Source organism: Burkholderia sp. PAMC 26561, assembly GCF_001557535.2.
In the GTDB taxonomy this organism is placed as follows: Bacteria; Pseudomonadota; Gammaproteobacteria; order Burkholderiales; family Burkholderiaceae; genus Caballeronia.
In genome coordinates this window covers 216,056-235,263 of record NZ_CP014308.1, presented here as the reverse complement: position 1 = coordinate 235,263, position 19,208 = coordinate 216,056, and the positions used below count along the sequence as shown (strand labels likewise).

Annotated in this window: 15 protein-coding genes and 2 pseudogenes; 9 read left to right on the top strand and 8 right to left on the bottom strand. The window is 59.1% G+C overall.

Annotation, left to right across the window (positions count from 1 at the left end):
• Nucleotides 1-34 precede the first annotated feature (34 nt).
• From AXG89_RS24025 to AXG89_RS44765, 3 genes and pseudogenes are all read left to right on the top strand, one after another.
• Nucleotides 35-1,225 carry an efflux RND transporter periplasmic adaptor subunit gene (locus AXG89_RS24025; RefSeq protein ID WP_062173247.1) on the top strand — a complete coding sequence of 397 codons (1,191 nt, stop codon included), beginning with the start codon at nt 35-37 and terminating at the stop codon, nt 1,223-1,225.
• 11 nt (nt 1,226-1,236) lie between these two features.
• Nucleotides 1,237-2,664, top strand: a complete 1,428-nt coding sequence (locus AXG89_RS24020; RefSeq protein WP_062173245.1) for an efflux transporter outer membrane subunit — start codon at nt 1,237-1,239, stop codon at nt 2,662-2,664.
• Nucleotide 2,665: 1 nt separating this feature from the next.
• Nucleotides 2,666-3,915, top strand: a pseudogene (locus AXG89_RS44765) (alkaline phosphatase family protein); the annotation flags it as partial.
• 69 nt (nt 3,916-3,984) lie between these two features.
• Here AXG89_RS44765 and AXG89_RS24010 read toward each other — a convergent pair.
• The 5 genes and pseudogenes from AXG89_RS24010 to AXG89_RS23990 form a co-directional block, all read right to left on the bottom strand.
• Nucleotides 3,985-5,388: a sensor histidine kinase gene (locus AXG89_RS24010; protein ID WP_062173240.1), complete on the bottom strand. Its 1,404-nt coding sequence runs from the start codon at nt 5,386-5,388 to the stop codon at nt 3,985-3,987.
• Nucleotides 5,364-6,026 carry a response regulator transcription factor gene (locus tag AXG89_RS24005; protein WP_062173238.1) on the bottom strand — a complete coding sequence of 221 codons (663 nt, stop codon included), beginning with the start codon at nt 6,024-6,026 and terminating at the stop codon, nt 5,364-5,366. The genes AXG89_RS24010 and AXG89_RS24005 overlap by 25 nt, the downstream gene beginning before the upstream one ends.
• Nucleotides 6,023-6,484: a hypothetical protein gene (locus tag AXG89_RS24000; protein ID WP_062173236.1), complete on the bottom strand. Its 462-nt coding sequence runs from the start codon at nt 6,482-6,484 to the stop codon at nt 6,023-6,025. The genes AXG89_RS24005 and AXG89_RS24000 overlap by 4 nt, the downstream gene beginning before the upstream one ends.
• 309 nt (nt 6,485-6,793) lie before the next feature.
• A pseudogene (locus AXG89_RS23995) lies at nt 6,794-7,920 on the bottom strand (VIT1/CCC1 transporter family protein).
• Between the two features lie 137 nt (nt 7,921-8,057).
• Nucleotides 8,058-8,615, bottom strand: coding sequence for a cytochrome b (locus AXG89_RS23990; protein ID WP_062173234.1), 558 nt, complete (start codon nt 8,613-8,615; stop codon nt 8,058-8,060).
• Between the two features lie 321 nt (nt 8,616-8,936).
• On the opposite strand from AXG89_RS23990, the gene hpnI (AXG89_RS23985) reads away from it, so the two are divergent.
• Both hpnI (AXG89_RS23985) and hpnK read left to right on the top strand, forming a co-directional pair.
• On the top strand, nt 8,937-10,154 hold the full coding sequence (gene hpnI, locus AXG89_RS23985) for a bacteriohopanetetrol glucosamine biosynthesis glycosyltransferase HpnI (RefSeq protein WP_062174066.1): 1,218 nt from the start codon (nt 8,937-8,939) through the stop codon (nt 10,152-10,154).
• 36 nt (nt 10,155-10,190) lie between these two features.
• Entirely contained in the window at nt 10,191-11,072 is an 882-nt protein-coding gene (gene hpnK / locus AXG89_RS23980) for a hopanoid biosynthesis-associated protein HpnK (protein WP_062174064.1), read from the top strand.
• A gap of 1 nt (nt 11,073) precedes the next feature.
• On the opposite strand, the gene AXG89_RS23975 is transcribed toward hpnK, so the two are convergent.
• From AXG89_RS23975 to hpnJ, 3 genes are read right to left on the bottom strand one after another with little or no spacing between them, the layout of a single operon-like run.
• Nucleotides 11,074-12,087 (bottom strand): lysylphosphatidylglycerol synthase domain-containing protein, encoded by a 1,014-nt coding sequence (locus AXG89_RS23975; protein ID WP_082771650.1) that lies wholly within the window; start codon nt 12,085-12,087, stop codon nt 11,074-11,076.
• 5 nt (nt 12,088-12,092) lie between these two features.
• Entirely contained in the window at nt 12,093-13,328 is a 1,236-nt protein-coding gene (gene hpnI, locus AXG89_RS23970; RefSeq protein ID WP_082771590.1) for a bacteriohopanetetrol glucosamine biosynthesis glycosyltransferase HpnI, read from the bottom strand.
• Between the two features lie 31 nt (nt 13,329-13,359).
• Nucleotides 13,360-14,781 carry a hopanoid biosynthesis associated radical SAM protein HpnJ gene (hpnJ, locus tag AXG89_RS23965; protein WP_062173230.1) on the bottom strand — a complete coding sequence of 474 codons (1,422 nt, stop codon included), beginning with the start codon at nt 14,779-14,781 and terminating at the stop codon, nt 13,360-13,362.
• Between the two features lie 477 nt (nt 14,782-15,258).
• Here hpnJ and AXG89_RS23960 point away from each other — a divergent pair, with 477 nt between their 5' ends.
• Genes AXG89_RS23960 through AXG89_RS23945 form a run of 4 tightly spaced genes read left to right on the top strand, consistent with a single transcriptional unit; the run spans nt 15,259 to nt 19,171 of the window.
• Nucleotides 15,259-16,494 (top strand): LarC family nickel insertion protein, encoded by a 1,236-nt coding sequence (locus AXG89_RS23960; RefSeq protein ID WP_062173228.1) that lies wholly within the window; start codon nt 15,259-15,261, stop codon nt 16,492-16,494.
• Between the two features lie 18 nt (nt 16,495-16,512).
• Nucleotides 16,513-17,325, top strand: a complete 813-nt coding sequence (locus AXG89_RS23955; RefSeq protein WP_062173227.1) for an ATP-binding protein — start codon at nt 16,513-16,515, stop codon at nt 17,323-17,325.
• On the top strand, nt 17,322-18,044 hold the full coding sequence (gene larB, locus AXG89_RS23950) for a nickel pincer cofactor biosynthesis protein LarB (protein ID WP_069638433.1): 723 nt from the start codon (nt 17,322-17,324) through the stop codon (nt 18,042-18,044). The genes AXG89_RS23955 and larB overlap by 4 nt, the downstream gene beginning before the upstream one ends.
• Nucleotides 18,041-19,171, top strand: coding sequence for an aldo/keto reductase (locus tag AXG89_RS23945; protein ID WP_062173225.1), 1,131 nt, complete (start codon nt 18,041-18,043; stop codon nt 19,169-19,171). The genes larB and AXG89_RS23945 overlap by 4 nt, the downstream gene beginning before the upstream one ends.
• Nucleotides 19,172-19,208: the final 37 nt, after the last annotated feature.

The following is a 19,208-nucleotide window of genomic DNA, read 5'->3' as shown; positions in this document are numbered from 1 at the left end:
ATATTGCGCATCAACCTGCAAACAAGGCATTTCAATGAATCCGCATTCCGATCCACCCAAGTCTGATGTCGCCCCGGCCGATCGGGCCCGGCGCCGGTATGTCTTGCCCATTGCACTGATCGGGGCCGCTACCGCGCTGCTGATCCTGGGTATCGTGCCCCGGCTGCACGCGAGCACGGCGCTAACCGCTCAAACCAATGCACAGAGCGCCTTGGTCGTATCGGTGATCAAACCTAGCGTTGCGCCCGCGCAGCAAGAGCTGCTGCTGCCCGGGTCCGTCACGCCGTTTGCCGACGCTGCGATCTACGCGCGCACGAGTGGTTACGTTCAACACTGGACGCGCGACATTGGTGCCAAGGTCTCTGCAGGTGAGACGCTGGCGGTCATCCAGACACCGGAACTCGATGCGCAACTCGCGCAAGCGCGTGCGGATCAGGCCACCGCGCAGGCGAACTTCGCTTACGCCGACGCCACCGCGGAACGCTGGCAGCAGATGCTGACCACGCAGTCGGTATCGCAGCAGGACGCGGAGACCAAGAGCAGCGACCGTGACGCCAAGCGCGCGATGCTGCAATCTGCGATTGCCAACGTGAAACGGCTGTCGGAACTGGTCTCGTACGAGAAGGTGACCGCGCCGTTCAGTGGCGTCATCACCGCGCGCAACGTGGATGTAGGCGCGCTTGTGAGCGCGGGCAGCACGCCGGGACTGGGAAGCAACACGGGTGAGCTTTTTCATGTGCAGCAGACCGACACATTGCGCGTTTTCGTCGATGTCCCGCAAAACGATGCACCGTATGTCACGTCCGGCACAGCGGTTTATCTGAGCGTACAGCAATTCCCGGGAAAACGCTTTGCGGCAAAAGTTGCGCGCGATACGGGTTCTATCGATCCGGTCAGCCGCACGCTGCGTGTGGAAGTCGACGTCGATAATCGCGACGGCGCGCTGATGCCGGGCGCCTATGCGCAGGTTCATCTCGGGCTCGCAAATCCGCATCCGGCACTCGACCTGCCCGTCAGCGCGCTGCTCTTCAGGCCCGATGGCGTGACTGTCGCCGTCGTGGATGCTGCCGGCAAGACGGCGCTCAAAGCGGTCGGCGTTGGACGCGATTTCGGCACGAGCATTGAGGTCACCACTGGCTTGAATGCTACGGATCGCGTAATCGACAATCCCGGCGATGCAATCAGCGCCGGGCAGTCCGTGCGCATTGCGCCGAACGCGTCGTGAGGATCAGGACCATGTCACTCTCACGACTTTCGTGCCGGCTGAGCTGCGGGGCGCTTCTCGCATTGACCGGGTGTTCAACAATACCCTCCTACACCAGACCGGATGTCATCGTGCCGCCCCATTTTGCCAACGCGCCAGCCTGGACGGTGGCAGCGCCGGGCGACACAGCGTCGCGCGGGCCATGGTGGACTGTTTTCCACGACCCGGATCTCGACAAACTCGAGTTGCGCGTGAACGTGTCGAACCAGAGTGTGAAAAAGGCCGTGGCGCAACTGGAGCAGGCCCGTGCACTCGTCTCGTACCAGCGCGCGGGATTATTCCCCAGCATCTCGGCGAACGTGTCGCAGCAGCGCTACCGGACCTCGCAGAATCTCGAGGGCAGGTCGCTTGCAGGCAAGACCATTCCAGACTACTCGACCGGACTCACGGCTAGCTGGGAGCCCGACCTTTTTGGCCGCATCAAGGATGCCGCGGTGAACGCGCAGGCAAGCGCCGATGCAAGCGCCGCCGACCTCGAAGCCGTGCGCTTGTCGGTGGCGAGCGACATCGCCACTGACTATTTTGATCTTCGTGCGCTCGACACGCAGAAAAAGCTGCTCGACGATACCGTCACCGCGTACGCCGCCGCATTCAACCTGCTGGGGCAGCAATTGAGCGATGGCGCAATCGACGCGTCCGCTGTCGCGCAGGCGCAGACCCAGCTCGAAAGCACGCGTACCCTGGCCACGGACATCGTCGTTCAGCGTAGCCAGCTCGAACATGCAATTGCCACGCTGATCGCGGTACCCGCATCGACGTTCTCGATCGCGCCGGTCGGGCGGACGTTCACACTACCGCAGATACCAGTCGGACTGCCATCGCAATTGCTTCTTCGCCGCCCCGATATTGCCGCCGCCGAGCGTCGGGTCGCCGCGGCGAATGCGCAGATTGGCGAAGCGCATGCAGCATTTTTCCCTGACCTGGTGTTGTCGGCGAGCGCGGGTCTTGAGAGCTCTTTCTTCGCGCCGTGGCTCACTGCGCCGAGTCTCTTCTGGGCACTCGGCCCCCAACTGGCCGGCACGCTATTCGATGGCGGCCGCCGTAATGCAACGCTCGCCGAGGTGAACGGGCAATACGAGGGCGCAGTAGCCGATTACCGGCAGTCGGTGCTGTCATCGTTTCAGCAGGTCGAAGACAGCCTCTCCGCGCTGAACGCGCTCAAGGACGAAGCAGCCAGTCAGCAACGCGCCACGTCCGCCGCCACGCTTGCACTGAAGCTCACGAAAAACCGCTTTCAGGCGGGCGCCGTCAGCTATCTGGACGTCGTCACAGCGCAAACCATCGCGCTGAATAACGAGCGCGCACGTGAACAGATCGACGCACGCCGGCTCGATGCCAGCGTGGCCCTGATTCATGCTCTGGGAGGTACGTGGCAAACCGGCGTCGGCAGTAGTCACTGACCCGGGGCTTGCTGCGCTTACAACCGGTGGTTCGCCGAAGACCGCCGGGCTCTTCTATGACGTCTCCTACGATCGGACGCTCTATGCGCCGGGCGACCCGACGTGCTCTCGCAAGCAAGGGTGGAATTTGTCTTCGACGAAACCACTGGAATTGATGCCGAAAATGGCGGTGCTCTAGTTCATTTCGACGGAGGCGGAACTTTCAATCCGCAAGCCCTCCGCACGCCATGGTCAAGGGTGTGTGTACACCCGTGTACCCGCACGACTACATTAAGACGAACACCGTTTTCGGAGTCATCAAGCAACACAAACGCGACGCGAGAACTGCATGAGCAGTAAACACGCATGGGGTTACGACTGGCTTAACGGTCCATCAGGGCTGGGCGTAGACGACCTCGCGCGCACTGAGATTAATTCCATCGACCCTGCAACAAAAACAAACTACACCGATGTCTACTCACATACGGCAAAGTTTGACGACTTGCACGTGAATGCACCAAATGCACCGATCAATCAGATCAACGGCAAGGATTCGACTGGCACAACTCGCGAGAAAGTACCCACGTTGTTCGGCGCCAATTTCCAGATTTTCATCAACGATGATCATTGTGACGGCCAAGCACGGTCAGTCGCCGACCGATCACACGAAGCTCATTAAAAACGGTGACACCGTTACCGCGCTGCTAGAGGCGAATGGTTACCTCGATGCCAACGGGAACTTCGGCCAAAACGTCACCAAAACAGGAAACCTCAACGACGGCACGGCCTTTCCGCAACCGGATTCGTGTAAAGCGATGATGTCAGTCTTATTTGGTTGCGCGATCGTCGCCAGACCGATGCCGCCGTCAAAACGCTCTAGGCAAATTTGGGTTGCAACGTGCCCGGCATCTGCGCCGACGGACCGCAAACTTACATATTTCGGGCGAGCGCATGGAAAATACGTTCGGGGACCCTGCACGCCGTCGCACGCCGGATATCATAGTGCAGCCGAATCCGGGGGTAATCTACACATCGAGCAAAACCAAAGACGAAGAGCACGGCGGCAACGCACCCGATGATGGCCATCTTGGTCTTGTCGTGTCTTATGCGGGACTTCGCCGTGCAGGTACCGTCGCCTCGCCCGTCACGACCACTCGGGTCGCACCAACAATTCTTCAGTCGCTCGGCCTCGACCCGGACCAAGACTTTCTTCTAGCTGAAGTAGACAGAATCCTGATTTACGCCAATGAGGTCTCGCAACCAGGCAACTAAGCGGGCTGCGCTCAGAATAGAGACGAAAGCTGTTTCGGCCACATTCCGCAAAAGCGTGACGGTCTGAATTTATGCGACGAGCTCCCGGCTCATCGGGCGTTTATACGCTGCTTCAACCGGTTCAGCGGGTTGGTCCATTCTCGGAAAAGTCAATGTGACGCGAAGGCCGCCGCGCTCACTCCAGACTGCGTCTCCTAGCGCAAGTGATGCGCCTATCCGGGTCGCGATCGTCTGCACAATTGACAACCCAAGCCCAGACCCGCTTTGCCCCGAGCCAAGCACACGATAAAATCGGTCGAACACCCGCGCGCGTTCTTCCTCGGGAATGCCCGGACCGTTGTCTTCGACAACGATCGACGTACGACCGTCCTTCGTATGCACCGACAAGTCCACGCGCCCGCCCGCCGGCGTATAGCGGATTGCGTTATCGACGAGGTTCTTTAGCACCGTGCCCAGGTCTGCTTCATTGGCGGGGACCCAAACGTCTGAATCTCCGGTCACGCCAATATCGATCTGGCGCGCCTGCGCAAGTGGAATCAGGTCTTCGAGCACGCGGCGAAATGCCGGCGCGACCGGGCTGAGATTCGCCTCAATGCCGTCGCCCTCCTGCGCGTGCGCGAGCGTCAGCAACTGCTCGACGAGCGCGCGCGTGCGCGTGAGGCCATTGCTCAAGGCAGTAAAGCGTTCGCGCGCCTGCGTCGACATTTCCGACACATCCAGCCGCTCTGCCTGCAGCAAAAGCACAGTAAGCGGCGAGCGCAATTCATGCGCTGCGTCGGCTACGAAACGCCGCTGAAGCGCAACCGACTGGGCAACGCGCGCGAGCATGCGGTTATTGGCAACAAGAAATGGCACGATCTCGGCCGGAAGCTGCGGGTCGCCGGTAACCCGTATTTCTGAAAGATCGTGATCAGGACGGGCATCGAGTTCGGCGGCAAGCCGCGCGAGGGGCTTAAACATATGCCTGACCAACAGGAAGACGACGCCGACCAGCACCGGCGCCAGTAAAAGAAACGGAATTAGCGTAGCGACCGCACTGTTGCGTGCGATTTCGTTTCTATCGGAGGTCTGCTGGCCAACGGCTACGCGGGTACCCGGCGCCAGTGTGCGGACCACAACGCGCCATTCGCGGTTGCCGAGAGTCAGCGTCCTCATGCCATCAGACAGCGTAGGGGGCAAGTCGAGCAGGCGCTGCGTGTTGACTTTGCCTAGCTTTTGCACTACGACCTTCGCCTCCGGCTCGAACTCCGGCACATAATGCACGGAGCCTTCCGCCATGGATTCCACATTTTCCGCCGTGACGAGCGTAGCCACTTCCTTGAGTTGCTGATCCTGGATCTCGTTGGCTTCGTGGAACGCGGCCTTGAACGAAAAAATGCCTGCCGCGACGGCACTCAAAAGAACGGCAGTTGCGAGCCACATGGACAAGCGCAACTGGAGCGACTGCCCTACCCGCCTTTCGATACCATCCATCCGACACCCCTGACGTTTTTGATCGTATCGCTGCCGAGTTTTCGTCGCAGCGAGTGAATCAGAAATTCAACTGCATTGCTTTCAACCTCTTCGTTCCAGCCATAAATGCCGTCTTCGAGCTCGGTACGCGACAGGATCGCACCAGGGCGGATCATCAACGCATGCAGCAGCGCAAATTCGCGCCCGGAAAGCCTTAAGGATATTCCTGGCGACGATGCTTCGTGCGTGGCAGGATCCAGCGATATGATGCCATTGGTCAGCACAGGCGCGGCGACACCGGCACGGCGACGCACAATCGCTCTCAAGCGCGCGAGCACTTCGGACATTTCGAAAGGTTTTAGGACGTAGTCATCGGCGCCGCTATCCAGGCCGCGAATACGGTCGGCAACCGCGTCGCGTGCGGTGATGATCAGGACAGGTATGGCATTGTTGCTGGCACGAATGGCGCTCAGAACGTTCATGCCGTCGACCTTCGGTAAGCCAAGGTCGAGCAGGACGGCTTCGTAGGAGTGAACCTTGATTGCGCTTAGCGCCTGCTGTCCGTCGCGCACCCAGTCGACCCCGCATGACGCGTCCTTCAACGCGTCCCTGACCACCTCGCCGATCATCCAATCGTCTTCAACCAATAGCACTCTCATCGGTTATCCCAGAACGCGCGACACATGCTGATTGCCGCCATTCCGACGTGCCGCATCTTCAGCATACGCTCACCTGCGGTGTGGACCTCGCGCAGATCGCTGGCAAGCCGATCGAACAACGTGCTCAGTGCGGACGGCGAAGACGTCGTCAAATTCGCGACCGTAAGGTTATCGAAGAAATCGCGCATGCTGACTCGAGCGTGCGCCGTCGCAATGACAAAACCAGTTGCGTCTTCGGGTACACTTTTTACCGCGCTATTGGCGGCGGCATCCACGCGTCTCAAGATATGCTCGACATACGAACGGTTGTAAGCCGCAGCGAAAACAGCGCGTTCGCCCGCTGGCCCGCTTACAGCGCACAACGCTTGTCGCGCGAGTGCTTCTGCAGCATCGAATGCATCCGTGGTTTCTCGGATGCGATCGGCCAAATGCGCGCCTATTGCTCTACGCGTGCGCATGGCCTCCTGTGCAGGAATTGCGACGCCAAGCAAAATCCCCGCGACAGCTCCCACCCTATCCAGCCAACCGTTTGACATGACGCCCTACCTTCGAACCTGTTGAAACATTGTGCTTTCATCGTGCCGCCGCGAGACGCGTCGGCGGGATATGGGTGGACCGGCCTATCTCACCGCGACAGTCGGGGTTTGTATTTATTTGTCAGCCCCCCCACTTCAAAGCCGGCCTACGCTTCATCATAGGTTCAGAAGGCGTTACAACAATTAGCAGGGGCTTACATAGCATGCGAAAAGCATCCGGGTCAGTTGATCTCACGACATCGATACACCCAGCAACTTGCCCACACCGAACGTAAACCCTGCGGCCACCATCCCGATCAGAATCTGCCTTACTGCTGAATACACCGCCCCTCGGCCATTGAAAAGCGACGTGAACACGCCTATGGCAGCCAATCCCACGCTGCTGAGCACGATGCACTGGATAATCCCGCTCACGCCATGCGCCCAGACGAACGGCAGTGCGGGAAACACCGCACCAATCGAAAACAGAAAGAACGAAACAAGACCGGCAGTCCAGGGGTTGCCGCCCAATTCAGCTGGGTCGAGTCCGAGTTCTTCGCGGGTCAATGTATCGAGCGCCTTATCCTTGTCGCGCATGATTTGCGCTGCGACGCGACGCGCTTCTGCCGCGTCGAGCCCCTTCGACTGATAGATCAGCGCGAGTTCGTGTCGCTCGGCGTCGGGCGTGTGTTCGAGTTCGTCGGCTTCTCTCGCGATCTGGGTACGCGCGAGTTCGCGTGCGTTCGTGACCGACAGCCATTCCCCAAGCGCCATGGAACACGCGCCGGCCACGAGTCCGGCAAACGCAGTCAGCAAAATGGTTCTGGCAGGTGCGCCCGCCCCAGCAACGCCCATGATCAGGCAAAAATTCGACACTAGTCCGTCGTTCGCGCCAAGCACGGCCGCGCGCAAATCGTTTCCCGGCATTACCCCCGGATGCCACGACTCAGCCGATGCGATTTGTTTGCCACGCGACTGTCCGGGCGCCCCGCGATTAGCAACCTCCTGCACGATGCCCGCATGACGATGCTCTCCTCCGACATACCCGCGGCATCCGGCTGACCGGCGTATTTGTCCCGATCGGCGTATTCCGACGCTGCGACCGTCTTGAGCACGAAGTTCCGGCCGAACACACGCACGAGCGCACGCATCATTTGCGTCTTGACGCTTGCCCGATGCGTACTCACATTCACGCCGTTGGCGCGCAATTTCTCGGACCAGACGCGCGCGTGGTCGCGCTCCGATGCAGCCAATTCTGCATAAACCTGCTTGCGTTCGCTATCGCGCTCGGCGCCGGCAAGTGTCTCGTAGAGCGCGGCGCTGTCGAGTTCATCGGATAAGTTGCTGCGAAATCGTTTGAGCTCGGATTTCGATGCCATGCTGCGTCTCCGCATTTTGCGTGAATGAACGATTCGCACAATAACGTTCACGTATGCAACGAGACGCTATAACCCTTGGACCGCGGTTGAGTGCGATGCAACTATTTCTCATCCCGCAATTGGCGGCTTGCTAAGCGCTATTCACGCGATGTGGGGAGCATGCGCCGAAGCGTGGCATCACGGAGAACAAAGTGATGAAAAAGTGCAGCCGCCGCATGCAGTCCAACAAGCGCGAGCAGAACCCAGGCAAAAACCTTATGCCAGTCGCCAAGCAAATGTCCGAATGGCGATCCTTCTGGTGTCAAGGCCGGCAACGGCAACAGCGTGCCCAGAAAGCTCGGCCACCCTCTGGATGAAGCGTTGGCCCATCCCATCAGCGGCAGTGCGATCAGCAAAAGATAAAGAGCCCAGTGGGTAAAGCGCGCAACCGTTGCTAGCGGACGGGGAATGCTTGGCAACTCGGGCGGTGCCGGATGGGTGAAGCGCCAGACAATTCGCACGGCCACCAGCAGCAAGATCAGGATGCCCACCGACAAATGCCACGCAATCAGCCCGACCGGCTGGGTGCCATGATGCACATCGGGCATGGTCCACGCAATCGCGAATTGGCCCGCAAGAAGAAGCACGGTTGCCCAATGAAAAAAACGTGCAGGGCTGCTATACGCAGACGGTATGGTTAGGGAGTCCTGCCGCATATGTGTATGTCCTTAAAGGTTTGAATCGAGCAGCCTGAGCCCGGATACTTAGAAAATACTTAGTGGAAGCGAGGGTGTCTACATTTGCGCTTGAAGTACCAAAGTATCGGTCCATTTCGCGTAGCAATGCTTACGTTCATGCAAACCTATGTAAGCGCGCGCTAATTGTAATCGTTGAATGTCTATCTATGATCGGACGCAGCCAGGTTCAATCGAGGTGTTGGCGAGTCGCCTCACGACCTGATGACATCCCGGATTCCCGGTCATTCGTGCCTGCCGGTGCAAATGAGCGGGGCCCGCAACGATTTGACGGGGATCGCGATGACTTGGACGCCGCTGCCCGCGACGGAATGGATTCTGATTGCACTATGCTGTCTTTCGGCGTGCTACATCACCGTGGTTGCACTCGTTCGACACGGATACGCCCCTCCAATGGTGAATAGCGCCGTTCCGGCGAAGCCGCGACCGGTCAGCGTGCTTAAACCGTTATGTGGATTCGAGCCTCGCCTTTACGCGAACCTCGAAACTTTCTGCGAACAAACCCATCCCTGCTTTCAGCTCATTTTCGGTGTGTCTTCGCATAGCGACCCTGCTGTCGCAGTGGTGGAACGCTTGCGGGCCACCTATCCCGACGTCGACATCACGCTGGTTGTGGACGCAACACTCCACGGAGCGAACCACAAGGTCAGCAACCTGATCAACATGGAGCAGCACGCGCGCCATGAAGTGTTTGTCATGGCCGACAGCGACATCGCGGTTCAGCCGGATTACCTGGTGAAAGTCACTGCACCGCTTGAACAACCGGGCGTCGGCATTGTGACCTGCCTGTATCGCGCGCGCCGGGTCGGAAACTTCTGGACGCGCCTGGGTGCGCTTTTTATCGATGAATGGTTTGTGCCGTCCGTTTATCTCGCCCATGCCACCGGTTCGCAGCGCTTTGGTTTCGGCGCGACGCTCGCCATGCGCCGGGAGACCCTGGATACTATTGGCGGATTGACGGCGGTGAAAAACTGCGTCGCCGACGACTATTCGATCGCTCACGAAATCCGCCAACGGGGGCTATGCACTTATTTGTCTGAAGTCGTTGTTTCGACGGACGTGACCGAGCGTGATTTCGTCTCGCTCTGGCAACGCGAGACCCGCTGGCTTCGCACGATCCGAACAGTTCATCCACTCGGCTTTGCATTTATTCTCATCTCGTTTGCATCTCCTTGGCTGCTGACGAGTTTCATTCTCGGCCTCGGTTATAACGCAAACGGCGGCTCGATCTCAGCAGGGATGGCAGACATGCTGGCGGACCTCTGCACGTCGTTCGGCGTCAGCGCGCGCGTCTTGTTGCACTGGCGCCGGGCGCGTGACTGGCGTGCGTTTCTGCGCGACTTGCCACTGATTCCCCTGCGCGACTTGCTCTTCTGGGCCGAGTGGGTAGTGGCGGCGTTCGGATCGCACGTGATGTGGCGCGGGAGCCGGATCCGCATTGACGAGAATGCTCCGGCCAAAAACCAGCCGGATGGTCCCGAAGCCTTTGATCGAACCTAGCATCGTGAAAAAAAAGTCCGCATGAAAACATTGCGCATGCCATTGGCCACCCGCCTCGCAAACACAAGCCGCGTATCGCGTGCGCTTATCATCACCGCCGACGACTTCGGCTTGCACCAACGCGTCAACGTCGCCGTGGAGCGTGCGCACAAAGAAGGCGTGCTAAGCGCGGCAAGCCTCATGGTCGGCGCAGATGCAGCGGCAGACGCCATCGAACGCGCGCGGCAGATGCCGGATCTGCGCGTGGGTTTGCATCTGGTCCTGGCGGACGGACAGGCAACCCTGGCGGCATCGGAGATACCCTCCTTGGTCAATCGCACCGGGCGCTTCGGCGACGCGATGGTCCGGGACGGCATACGGTTCTTCTTCCTGCCGCATGCACGCGCTCAGCTTGAACGCGAGATTCGCGCGCAATTCGAGGCGTTTGCTGCAACCGGCCTTGCGCTCGACCACGTGAACACCCACAAGCACTTTCACCTCCATCCGACAGTGCTTACGATCATCCTCAAGGTTGGCCGCGGGTTTGGCATGCGTGCAATGCGGCTTCCTCGCGAAAATAACATCCCTGCCGCGCTGGTTCCATGGATATCGCTGGTCAATGCGCGGCTCGACCGTCACGGCATTGCGCACAACGATCGGGTCATTGGTATCACCCAAAGCGGCCGGATGGACGAGGCAGCGCTGATCGAGGCGCTGGAACACTTGCACGATGGCGTCACAGAGATCTATTTGCACCCCGCAAGCGCCGATGAAAGCGCTGCGCCCGTAACGCCATCGATGGCCGGCTATCGCCCGGCCGATGAACTCGCCGCTTTGCTCTCACCGCGCGTGGCGGCAGCGGTGCGCACCACCGGCGCTTTGCGCGGCGGTTTCGCCGATGTCTTCGCACATGCCGAACGCGTCGCGCACAGGTCGTAAGTCAGGGACTGATGCGCGCGCCGGCGGGACGGCTTTCGGGGGGATAGGATGCGCCGGTTGCTTCGGCGACTTGCCACGCGACCAGTCCGGGCAGGAACATGATGAGGTCGCGGATGCGCCGTGAGCCCGCAAGCGCGAGACTTGTTGCCGGATCGAACCCCAATGCGCCACCGATCAGCACGAACCCGCCTTCCTGCACCCCGAGCGCGCCGGGTACGAAAAACGCAGCGCTGCTCACAGCCTGAATGAGCAGTTCCAGCACGACCGCTTTCCCGAAACCCGCCGTGACACCAAGAAAATGCAGCGCAAGCCATAACTCGAGTGCAGTCAGCAGGCACTGAACCGGCTGCCAGAAAAAGACATATCGGAGTATGACGCCGCGGCGGCGCCAAATCAGTTTCATCGATTGATCGATACGGCCAGAGTGCCCAACGAGTTCGGCAAGCTGACCGCCGCACATCCGGTTGACGAACCGTGCCATGCGTTCAAACGGACGCGCGTGCTGAACCAGTGCGAAGAGAATGAGAAATGGCGCGAGCACGGCCGCGCCAAGTGCGAGTTCGGCGGACAGTCGCAGCATGCTCGAACTCGACTGCGCCGCCAGATACCCGATGCTGCCAAGCGTGAACACGAGCTGGCTAATGACGGTCAACTGCATATCGACAATGATGCTCGCCGCTGCTGTCGCTGGGCGCAGCCCACGGCGCGCCATCAATCGGAACGACACGACTTCGCCGCCAATCCGCGCGACGGGCAGCATGCTGTTGACCGACTCGCGAATCCATACCAGGTGCAGCATGCGGCACAGCGCGGGCCGGTTTGCCCCGCGAATCAGCGTTTGCCAGTCGCGCGAGTTTGCGATCATGGGCAGCACATGCGCCATCGCCGCGATAGACAATCCCCACCCGGCCGTGCGCATGAGCGCGACCACCGCGCCGGGGTTCTCGTGCGCGACCAGCCATACCGCGGTGATCAATCCGGCGAGCGCCGCCGCGCCTCCCAAATAACGCTTCACCACATTCATTCCTCGGTGACCGGAACCAGCAAGCCATCCCGTCCCACCGTGAAATTGAAACCGCGCCACACCACACGCGATGAAACAAAACTCAGCAGGTAGACCGCGAACAGCACAATATCCCAGATCGGCAACAGCGCGATGCCCGCAGCCGGTCGTCTTAGCGCCTTGTTCATCTGAAGCTTGAGCGCAAGCCGCGCGATGATTGCCGTTCCGACGGTGGTCCACGCCCACATTGCGCCGCCCGACACCACCACACTCAGCAAGGCAAAGGCCAGCGGATGCGTCAGCACCGAACCCAGGTGTCCGGCAGGATCGATAGTACGGATCGTTCGGCTCCATCGCAACTCGTGCGCGACAAACTCGGCCGCGTTTTTTTCCACGCACGCATGGGTCACCGCAAATGCAGGCACGACGACTTTCTCCCCGGCAAGACGTACCGCCTCGCCAATGGCATGGTCTTCGGCAAGATGATGGACGAACTGCGAAAAGCCGCCAATTTTCTCGAGCGTAGCGCGGCGCATGGCGAGCGTCTGTCCGAAACACGGCCGCGCCATACCGGACGCCAGACCAAGTACAACGCCCGGCAGAAACTGATAATTGCTGGCATCGGCGGAAAGACTGCCCCAGAAACCGGCGTCGGGTTTCCCCCAGTACAAGCACGTTACAAGACCCACGCCAGGTTGATGCAGCTCCCCGAGCACGCGTCGTAGATAGTTCTGCTCCACAGCCACGTCGCTGTCCGCGAAGACAAGGATATCGTGACGGGCCTCGGGCAGCATGTTGAGGACGTTGCTCATCTTGCGGTTCGGCCCGTACAAGCGGGCGTCGGACACTACGGTGATGTCCGCATCCGGAAAAAGCCCGCGTACGTGGCGGACCACGTCGAGCGCAACGTCGCGCGAATCATGCACGCCGAACAGAAACTGGATAGGCCCCGGGTAGTCTTGCTCACAGAACGAAACGAGGTTTTGCATCAGCGCGAGTTCCGCGCCATGCAGCGGCTTTACGATGGTCACCGCGGGAAACGTCGTGGCCTCGACCACCGGCCGCGAGAAAAAGCGCCGCACGAGTAAGGTAGCGACTACGGTGTAGCTGACGCCGAAGACCACGCATGACGCGGTGATCCACATAGCGGGGCCCTGCACCCATTGCGCAAAATCGCCCGGAAGCAGATAGGCGAGCAATGCCGTCGAACAAAGGATCGCGACAACGCAGGCAATCCAGAGGGAATGCTTCATCGCCCAATGCCGAGCCGGGTTACACGAACCCTCATGCCTTGTGGGCTCTGAGGAAGCTGAAGAATTCAACGCCTTCGCGCAAGCGCCGACACATCATTTCCCAGCTCACCAGCATTTCCCGCACGATTTCCCAAATCTTCGATGGACGGAAATAGAAGCGCTTATAAAAGGTCTCAAGCCCGTGATAAATCTCGTCGCGCGACAGATGCGGATAGCCAATCGCCGCCAGCTGCACACCCTTTGAACTGACGAGGTTGATGACCTTGTTTTCCTGCATCCAGCCGTTTTCTATGGCTTGCTTATAAAGCGTCGTGCCCGGGTATGGCGCGGCAAGCGACACCTGGATGGTATGCGGGTTGATTTGCTTTGCGTATTCGATGGTCTTTTCGATTGTGTCGCGCGTCTCGCCTGGCAGGCCGAGGATGAACGTGCCGTGGATCTTGATGCCGAGCTTGCGACAGTCCTCACTGAACCGCCTCGCGATATCCGTGCGCAATCCTTTCTTGATGTTGAGAAGAATCTGGTCATCGCCTGATTCATAACCCACCAGTAAGAGGCGAAGACCATTTTCCTTCATGATCTTCAGCGTGGAAAAAGGGACGTTCGCTTTTGCGTTGCACGACCATGTCACGCCGAGCTTGCCGAGCCCCCGCGCAATCTCTTCAACGCGCGGCTTGAAGTCGGTGAAAGTGTCGTCGTCGAACATGATCTCCTTTACTTCAGGCATGTTGTCGCGAATCCACCTCACTTCATCCAGCACGTTATCAACCGACCGTGTGCGGTACCGGTGGCCGCCAACGGTCTGCGGCCACAAGCAGAACGTGCATTTTGACCGGCAGCCGCGACCGGTATAGATCGATACATACGGATGTTTCAAATATCCGATGAAATAATTTTTGATCTTCAGATCGCGTTTATAGATCGGCGCGACGAATGGCAGTTCGTCCATGTTTTCCAGTATTGGACGCGCTTCGTTGTGTTCAAGCGAACCATCCGCTGCGCGATAGCTCAGGCCCTGGATATTGGCCAAGGGAATACCCTGCGCAACATCGCGGCAAGTGAAATCGAATTCTTCCCGGCACACAAAGTCGATAGCATCGCTCGCCGCCAGCGAGTTGTGCGGATCGACTGCGACCTTCGCACCCACCATGCCGATGAAGACAGTCGGGTTCTTCCTTTTCAGGTCTTCGGCAAAGAGCGCGTCGGTGGGGAACGAGGGCGTGCTGGTATGGATGACAACGAGTTCATAGCCGGCTGCAATTTCAAGCGTATCTGCGACCGACAAACCGTCGGCGGGCGCATCGAGTACGCGGCTGTCCGGTACCAGCGCCGCGGGCTGCGCAAGCCACGTGGGATACCAGAATGATCGTACTTCCCGCTTGGCCTGATAGCGCGATCCGGCTCCGCCATCGAAACCATCGTACGAAGGCGCTTGCAGAAAAAGTGTTTTCATGAACACTCCGGGGTTACCGATGAAATGTTGGCTTGAAGCAATACGAAAGGGTTGTCTCCGCGCTATTCAGCATGACTGATTGATGCCATGCGAACGTCTGGCTTTCGGTCCGATTTGGGTAAGACTTAAGGCACCACCGGCTCTTAAACGCGCGGCTTCCTATGACAGGATACTTGAACAATTGCTGTACTAACTTAGCGAGACATTACGACTTTCACCAAACCGAAAGCTAGGGGTCGTGCCACATCGGATCGAGAAAGATCTCGGCTGAACCCTTAAGTTAAAAACTTGTCGGCAGGCCTCACCTCAATTTCATGTAGTGAAGGGTATCTGCGGCTTAAAGCACAGGTCAGGTTCGGTTTTCAATTGAACGCAATGGAAAAACGAAGGGCGATGTCCAAATTCTGGCACAGGAACAAACCATGCTATTGCAGTTCGTACGTTTCTCCTCCCTCGCTTTTTGCACAGACCAAACACATGAGAGTTCATCTCGACCTAGTTGGTGGAATAGCTGGCGATATGTTCATCGCAACCATGCTGAGTGCCTTCCCTGAACATGCAAGTGAAACGATTCGCGTTGTCGAGCGTATGTTCAGCGATAGAGGTGTCCAGTGCACTTTGCATCCGCACAACGATTCGATACTCAATGGTTTCACGTTCAGTGTGGAACTGGCAGGATCAGGCGGACGGCATCTCGCTTCCATACGTCATGAACATGCGCCCGGACACAGTCACGACCATGTGCACTGGAGTGATATTCGCGCGCGACTCCGGCAAGACCTGCCTGCGGCAATCGCCAAGCATGCGGTTAGCATCTTTGAGCTTCTCGCGCAAGCTGAAGGAAAGGTACATGGCGTCCCGCCGAGCGAGGTTGTGTTTCATGAGGTAGGCGCATGGGACTCGATTGCGGATATCGTCGGCGCGGCTTATCTGATCGATGTGATTAGTGCGAGCTGGACCGTCAGCGCCATCCCGATCGGTGGCGGCAGAATCAAGACTGCGCACGGAATCATGCCGGTTCCGGCTCCAGCTACCGCACTACTGCTCGAAGGTTTCGACATGGTGGACGACGGGGTCCCGGGAGAACGCGTCACACCGACCGGTGCGGCAATCCTCAAATACCTGTGTCGCGGCGAAGCTGCGACGAACCGGGTCTCAGGAAAATTGTCTCGCTCTGGACTCGGATTTGGCACGCGCAAACTCGATGGCATCAGCAACTGCGTTCGAGCGCTCGTGTTTGACGACACCAGATCTATAGCGCCAACGGGCGACACGCATCGCCAACTTGCTGTAATTGAATTCGAAGTTGACGATCAGAGCGCGGAGGATCTCGCAATGGGCCTTTCCCACCTGCGCGCGCACGAGCACATCTTCGACGTCGTGCAGTCTGCCGTGTTCGGAAAAAAAGGACGCATGGCGACATCGGTGCGGGTGCTGGCATCGCCGGGAGCGATAGACGCTGTGCTCGATGCCTGCTTCCGCGAAACCACCACCATTGGACTCCGATACCACCTAGTTCACGGAGCTGCCCTCGCGCGCCGGGCAGTCGAGGTGGACGTGGACGGCGAGCGCGTGCGGGTGAAAAGTGTCGAGCGGCCCGGCGGGATCTCTGCGAAAGCCGAGGCCGATGACGTCATGGCTCGGCAAGACCATGCTCAACGCATGGCGACACGCACGCGGGCCGTGCAAGCCGCATTAACCGACAAAGCCTGACTTACCTCAGAGGAAACCATGTTCGCTGCTTTGATCCAGATACTGGACTCGCTTGGAGATATCGCCGTCGCGGTCAGCGGCGGAGTCGACAGCATGACACTGTCCTGTGTCGCGCATCGCGCTGGGAAGCGCAACGGTGCCACCGTCAGGATGTTGCACGCGAGCTCGCCCGCTGTGCCCGCCGAAGCTACGGAGCGTGTCAGGCATGTCGCGGCGGTGGAAGGCTGGTCGCTATCCGTGATCGACGCCAATGAGTTCGGCAATGCGCACTACCGCGAGAATCCGGTCAATCGCTGCTTCTTCTGCAAGAGCCAGCTTTACTCCACCATTCAGGCGCAAACAAATGTACAGATCGTGTCGGGCGCGAACACGGACGATCTGGGTGAATATCGGCCGGGACTCGATGCGGCGCGTGAGCGCGACGTCCGGCATCCTTATATAGAAGCGGGTATCGACAAGGCCGGCGTACGGCGCATTGCCCGCGAAATGGGCCTGGAATCGATCGCCGACCTGCCGTCGTCCCCATGCTTGTCCAGCCGCATAGAAACGGGAATACGCATTGAAGCGCCATCACTTGAATTTGTTCATCGAGTCGAGAAGCTGGTTGCAGCGGCGCTCACAGCTGCCACGGTGCGATGCCGCGTGCGGGCGTTGAGCGTCGTTATCGAGCTAGACGACCAGAGTCTCGCAGCGCTGACGCCTTCGATAACCGCTCACCTGATCGCTGCGATCAAGGCAGAAGGTGAAGCAACAGGTCGGCCGCTCATGGGGTCGCCGCCATACTTCGCGCCCTATAAGGTTGGCAGCGCATTTCTGACGAGGCAGGCATGATTCAGGACGAAGTTAAACTGGATTTCAGGCGCGCCGAGCGGACCGGTTTGGAAGAAGCAGTCTATGGCGCAGGCAAGTCGCCCGCACAGATCGCGTTCATTGTGGAAGCAGCAGTCGAACGTGGAGCACGTCTGCTCATCACACGGCTGTCGCAGTCGCAATTTGATGCGATTCCCGAGACGGTACGCGGCTGCTTGGATTACTGCGCGGTGTCCTCCACCGCGCGAGCAGGCAGCGCGCTACCTCTGTCGAAGGCGTCACGCATTGCGCTGCTTGCAGCCGGTACATCGGACATTCCAGTCGCTAGGGAAGCTGAACGCACGCTTCACCACTATGGCGAAGACGCGACCCTCTTCGTGGATGTCGGTGTCGCCGGACTGTGGCGCCTGATGACGCGTATCGAAGCGATCAGCGAGTTCCCGGTCGTGATCGCGATTGCCGGAATGGACGCCGCGTTGCCGACAGTCGTCGGAGGGTTGATCAAAAGCGCCTTGATCGCGGTGCCGACGTCGGTAGGTTACGGCGTGGCGACAGGTGGGCGCACCGCACTCGACGCCATTCTCGCAACCTGTTCGCCGGGCATTTCAGTTGTGAATATCGACAATGGCTTTGGCGCTGCCTGCGCGGCAATACGCATTGTCAATGCCATCGACGCCGCCGTGCAGGCGGTTTCCACATCGCACGAATCCTCATTGATATCTCAGGAGAACCGGTCATGAAACGACGTACCTTCCTGCAAGGCACGGCAGCAGGCGCCGCGGCAGCCGCCGCTCATGGAACGGCCTCGGCGCAGGCCTCCCCGGCAGACATGTCGACCAACGCAGACGGAACTGTTGGTAACCTCGACCCGCGCATGCTACTTCGGGTCACCGATCCAGGCGAACGGCGCGGTGACATGTTGTACCGCACACTAGGGCGCACGGGTGAAAAGGTGTCTGCGATTGGGCTGGGCGGTTCGCACATAGGCAAGCCGCCAGTCGATGAAAAAATGGCGGTCAAGTTGATTCAGGCCGCGCTTGACCGCGGCATCAATTTCCTCGACAACTCGTGGGATTACAACGGCGGTCAAAGCGAGATTCGCATGGGCACCGCGCTTTCACAAGGCGGCTACAGGAACAAGGCATTCCTTATGACAAAGATAGACGGACGCACCAAGATGTCCGCGCAGCAACAACTTGACGAGTCGCTGCAACGTATGAAGGTTGATCATATTGACCTAGTGCAGTTTCACGAAATCCTCCGCTTCGACGATCCTGACCGCATCTTTGCAAAAGATGGCGCGCTCGAAGCGCTGGTGGCCGCCAAGCAGGCCGGCAAGGTTCGGTACATCGGCTTTACGGGTCACAAGGACCCACGCATACATCTCTACATGCTGGCCACTGCGGCACGCCACGGTTTCCAGTTTGACACGGTCCAGATGCCCCTCAATGTCATGGACGCGCACTTTCGCAGTTTTGGACATCTGGTGGTTCCTGAACTTGTTAAACAACAAATTGGCGTGCTGGGCATGAAGACTTTCGGCGACAGTGTGATCCTAAAAAGCGGCTTGTCGCTTACGCCTCTGGACATGCTTCATTTCTCCTTGAATATGCCGACTTCGGTGGTCATCACTGGCATCGACAATGAAAAAGTACTGAATCAGGCCTTCGAAGCTACGCGTACATTCAAGCCAATGAGTGCAGACCAAGTGGCAGCCATGGCCGATCAGACAAGGCAACTGGCAATGGAAGGTAAGTACGAGCTATTTAAAACATCAAACTATTTTGATACGACTGCCAAGCACCCCGACTTTCTCGGTGGACTGACGCCCGGAGTTGAAGACCTCGCGCCGGGCCCTGCGACCTGATGCGCCGGTTGTGCAAAAGCGCCCTGCCCCACCGCTG

Bases quoted from the DNA above. Each gene is read 5' to 3' on its own strand.
- AXG89_RS24025 (WP_062173247.1), top strand. From the start codon at position 35: ATGAATCCGCATTCCGATCCACCCAAGTCTGATGTCGCCCCGGCCGAT.
- AXG89_RS24020 (WP_062173245.1), top strand. From the start codon at position 1,237: ATGTCACTCTCACGACTTTCGTGCCGGCTGAGCTGCGGGGCGCTTCTC.
- AXG89_RS24010 (WP_062173240.1), bottom strand. From the start codon at position 5,388: ATGGATGGTATCGAAAGGCGGGTAGGGCAGTCGCTCCAGTTGCGCTTG.
- AXG89_RS24005 (WP_062173238.1), bottom strand. From the start codon at position 6,026: ATGAGAGTGCTATTGGTTGAAGACGATTGGATGATCGGCGAGGTGGTC.
- AXG89_RS24000 (WP_062173236.1), bottom strand. From the start codon at position 6,484: ATGCGCACGCGTAGAGCAATAGGCGCGCATTTGGCCGATCGCATCCGA.
- AXG89_RS23990 (WP_062173234.1), bottom strand. From the start codon at position 8,615: ATGCGGCAGGACTCCCTAACCATACCGTCTGCGTATAGCAGCCCTGCA.
- hpnI (WP_062174066.1), top strand. From the start codon at position 8,937: ATGACTTGGACGCCGCTGCCCGCGACGGAATGGATTCTGATTGCACTA.
- hpnK (WP_062174064.1), top strand. From the start codon at position 10,191: ATGCCATTGGCCACCCGCCTCGCAAACACAAGCCGCGTATCGCGTGCG.
- hpnI (WP_082771590.1), bottom strand. From the start codon at position 13,328: ATGAAGCATTCCCTCTGGATTGCCTGCGTTGTCGCGATCCTTTGTTCG.
- hpnJ (WP_062173230.1), bottom strand. From the start codon at position 14,781: ATGAAAACACTTTTTCTGCAAGCGCCTTCGTACGATGGTTTCGATGGC.
- AXG89_RS23960 (WP_062173228.1), top strand. From the start codon at position 15,259: ATGAGAGTTCATCTCGACCTAGTTGGTGGAATAGCTGGCGATATGTTC.
- AXG89_RS23955 (WP_062173227.1), top strand. From the start codon at position 16,513: ATGTTCGCTGCTTTGATCCAGATACTGGACTCGCTTGGAGATATCGCC.
- larB (WP_069638433.1), top strand. From the start codon at position 17,322: ATGATTCAGGACGAAGTTAAACTGGATTTCAGGCGCGCCGAGCGGACC.
- AXG89_RS23945 (WP_062173225.1), top strand. From the start codon at position 18,041: ATGAAACGACGTACCTTCCTGCAAGGCACGGCAGCAGGCGCCGCGGCA.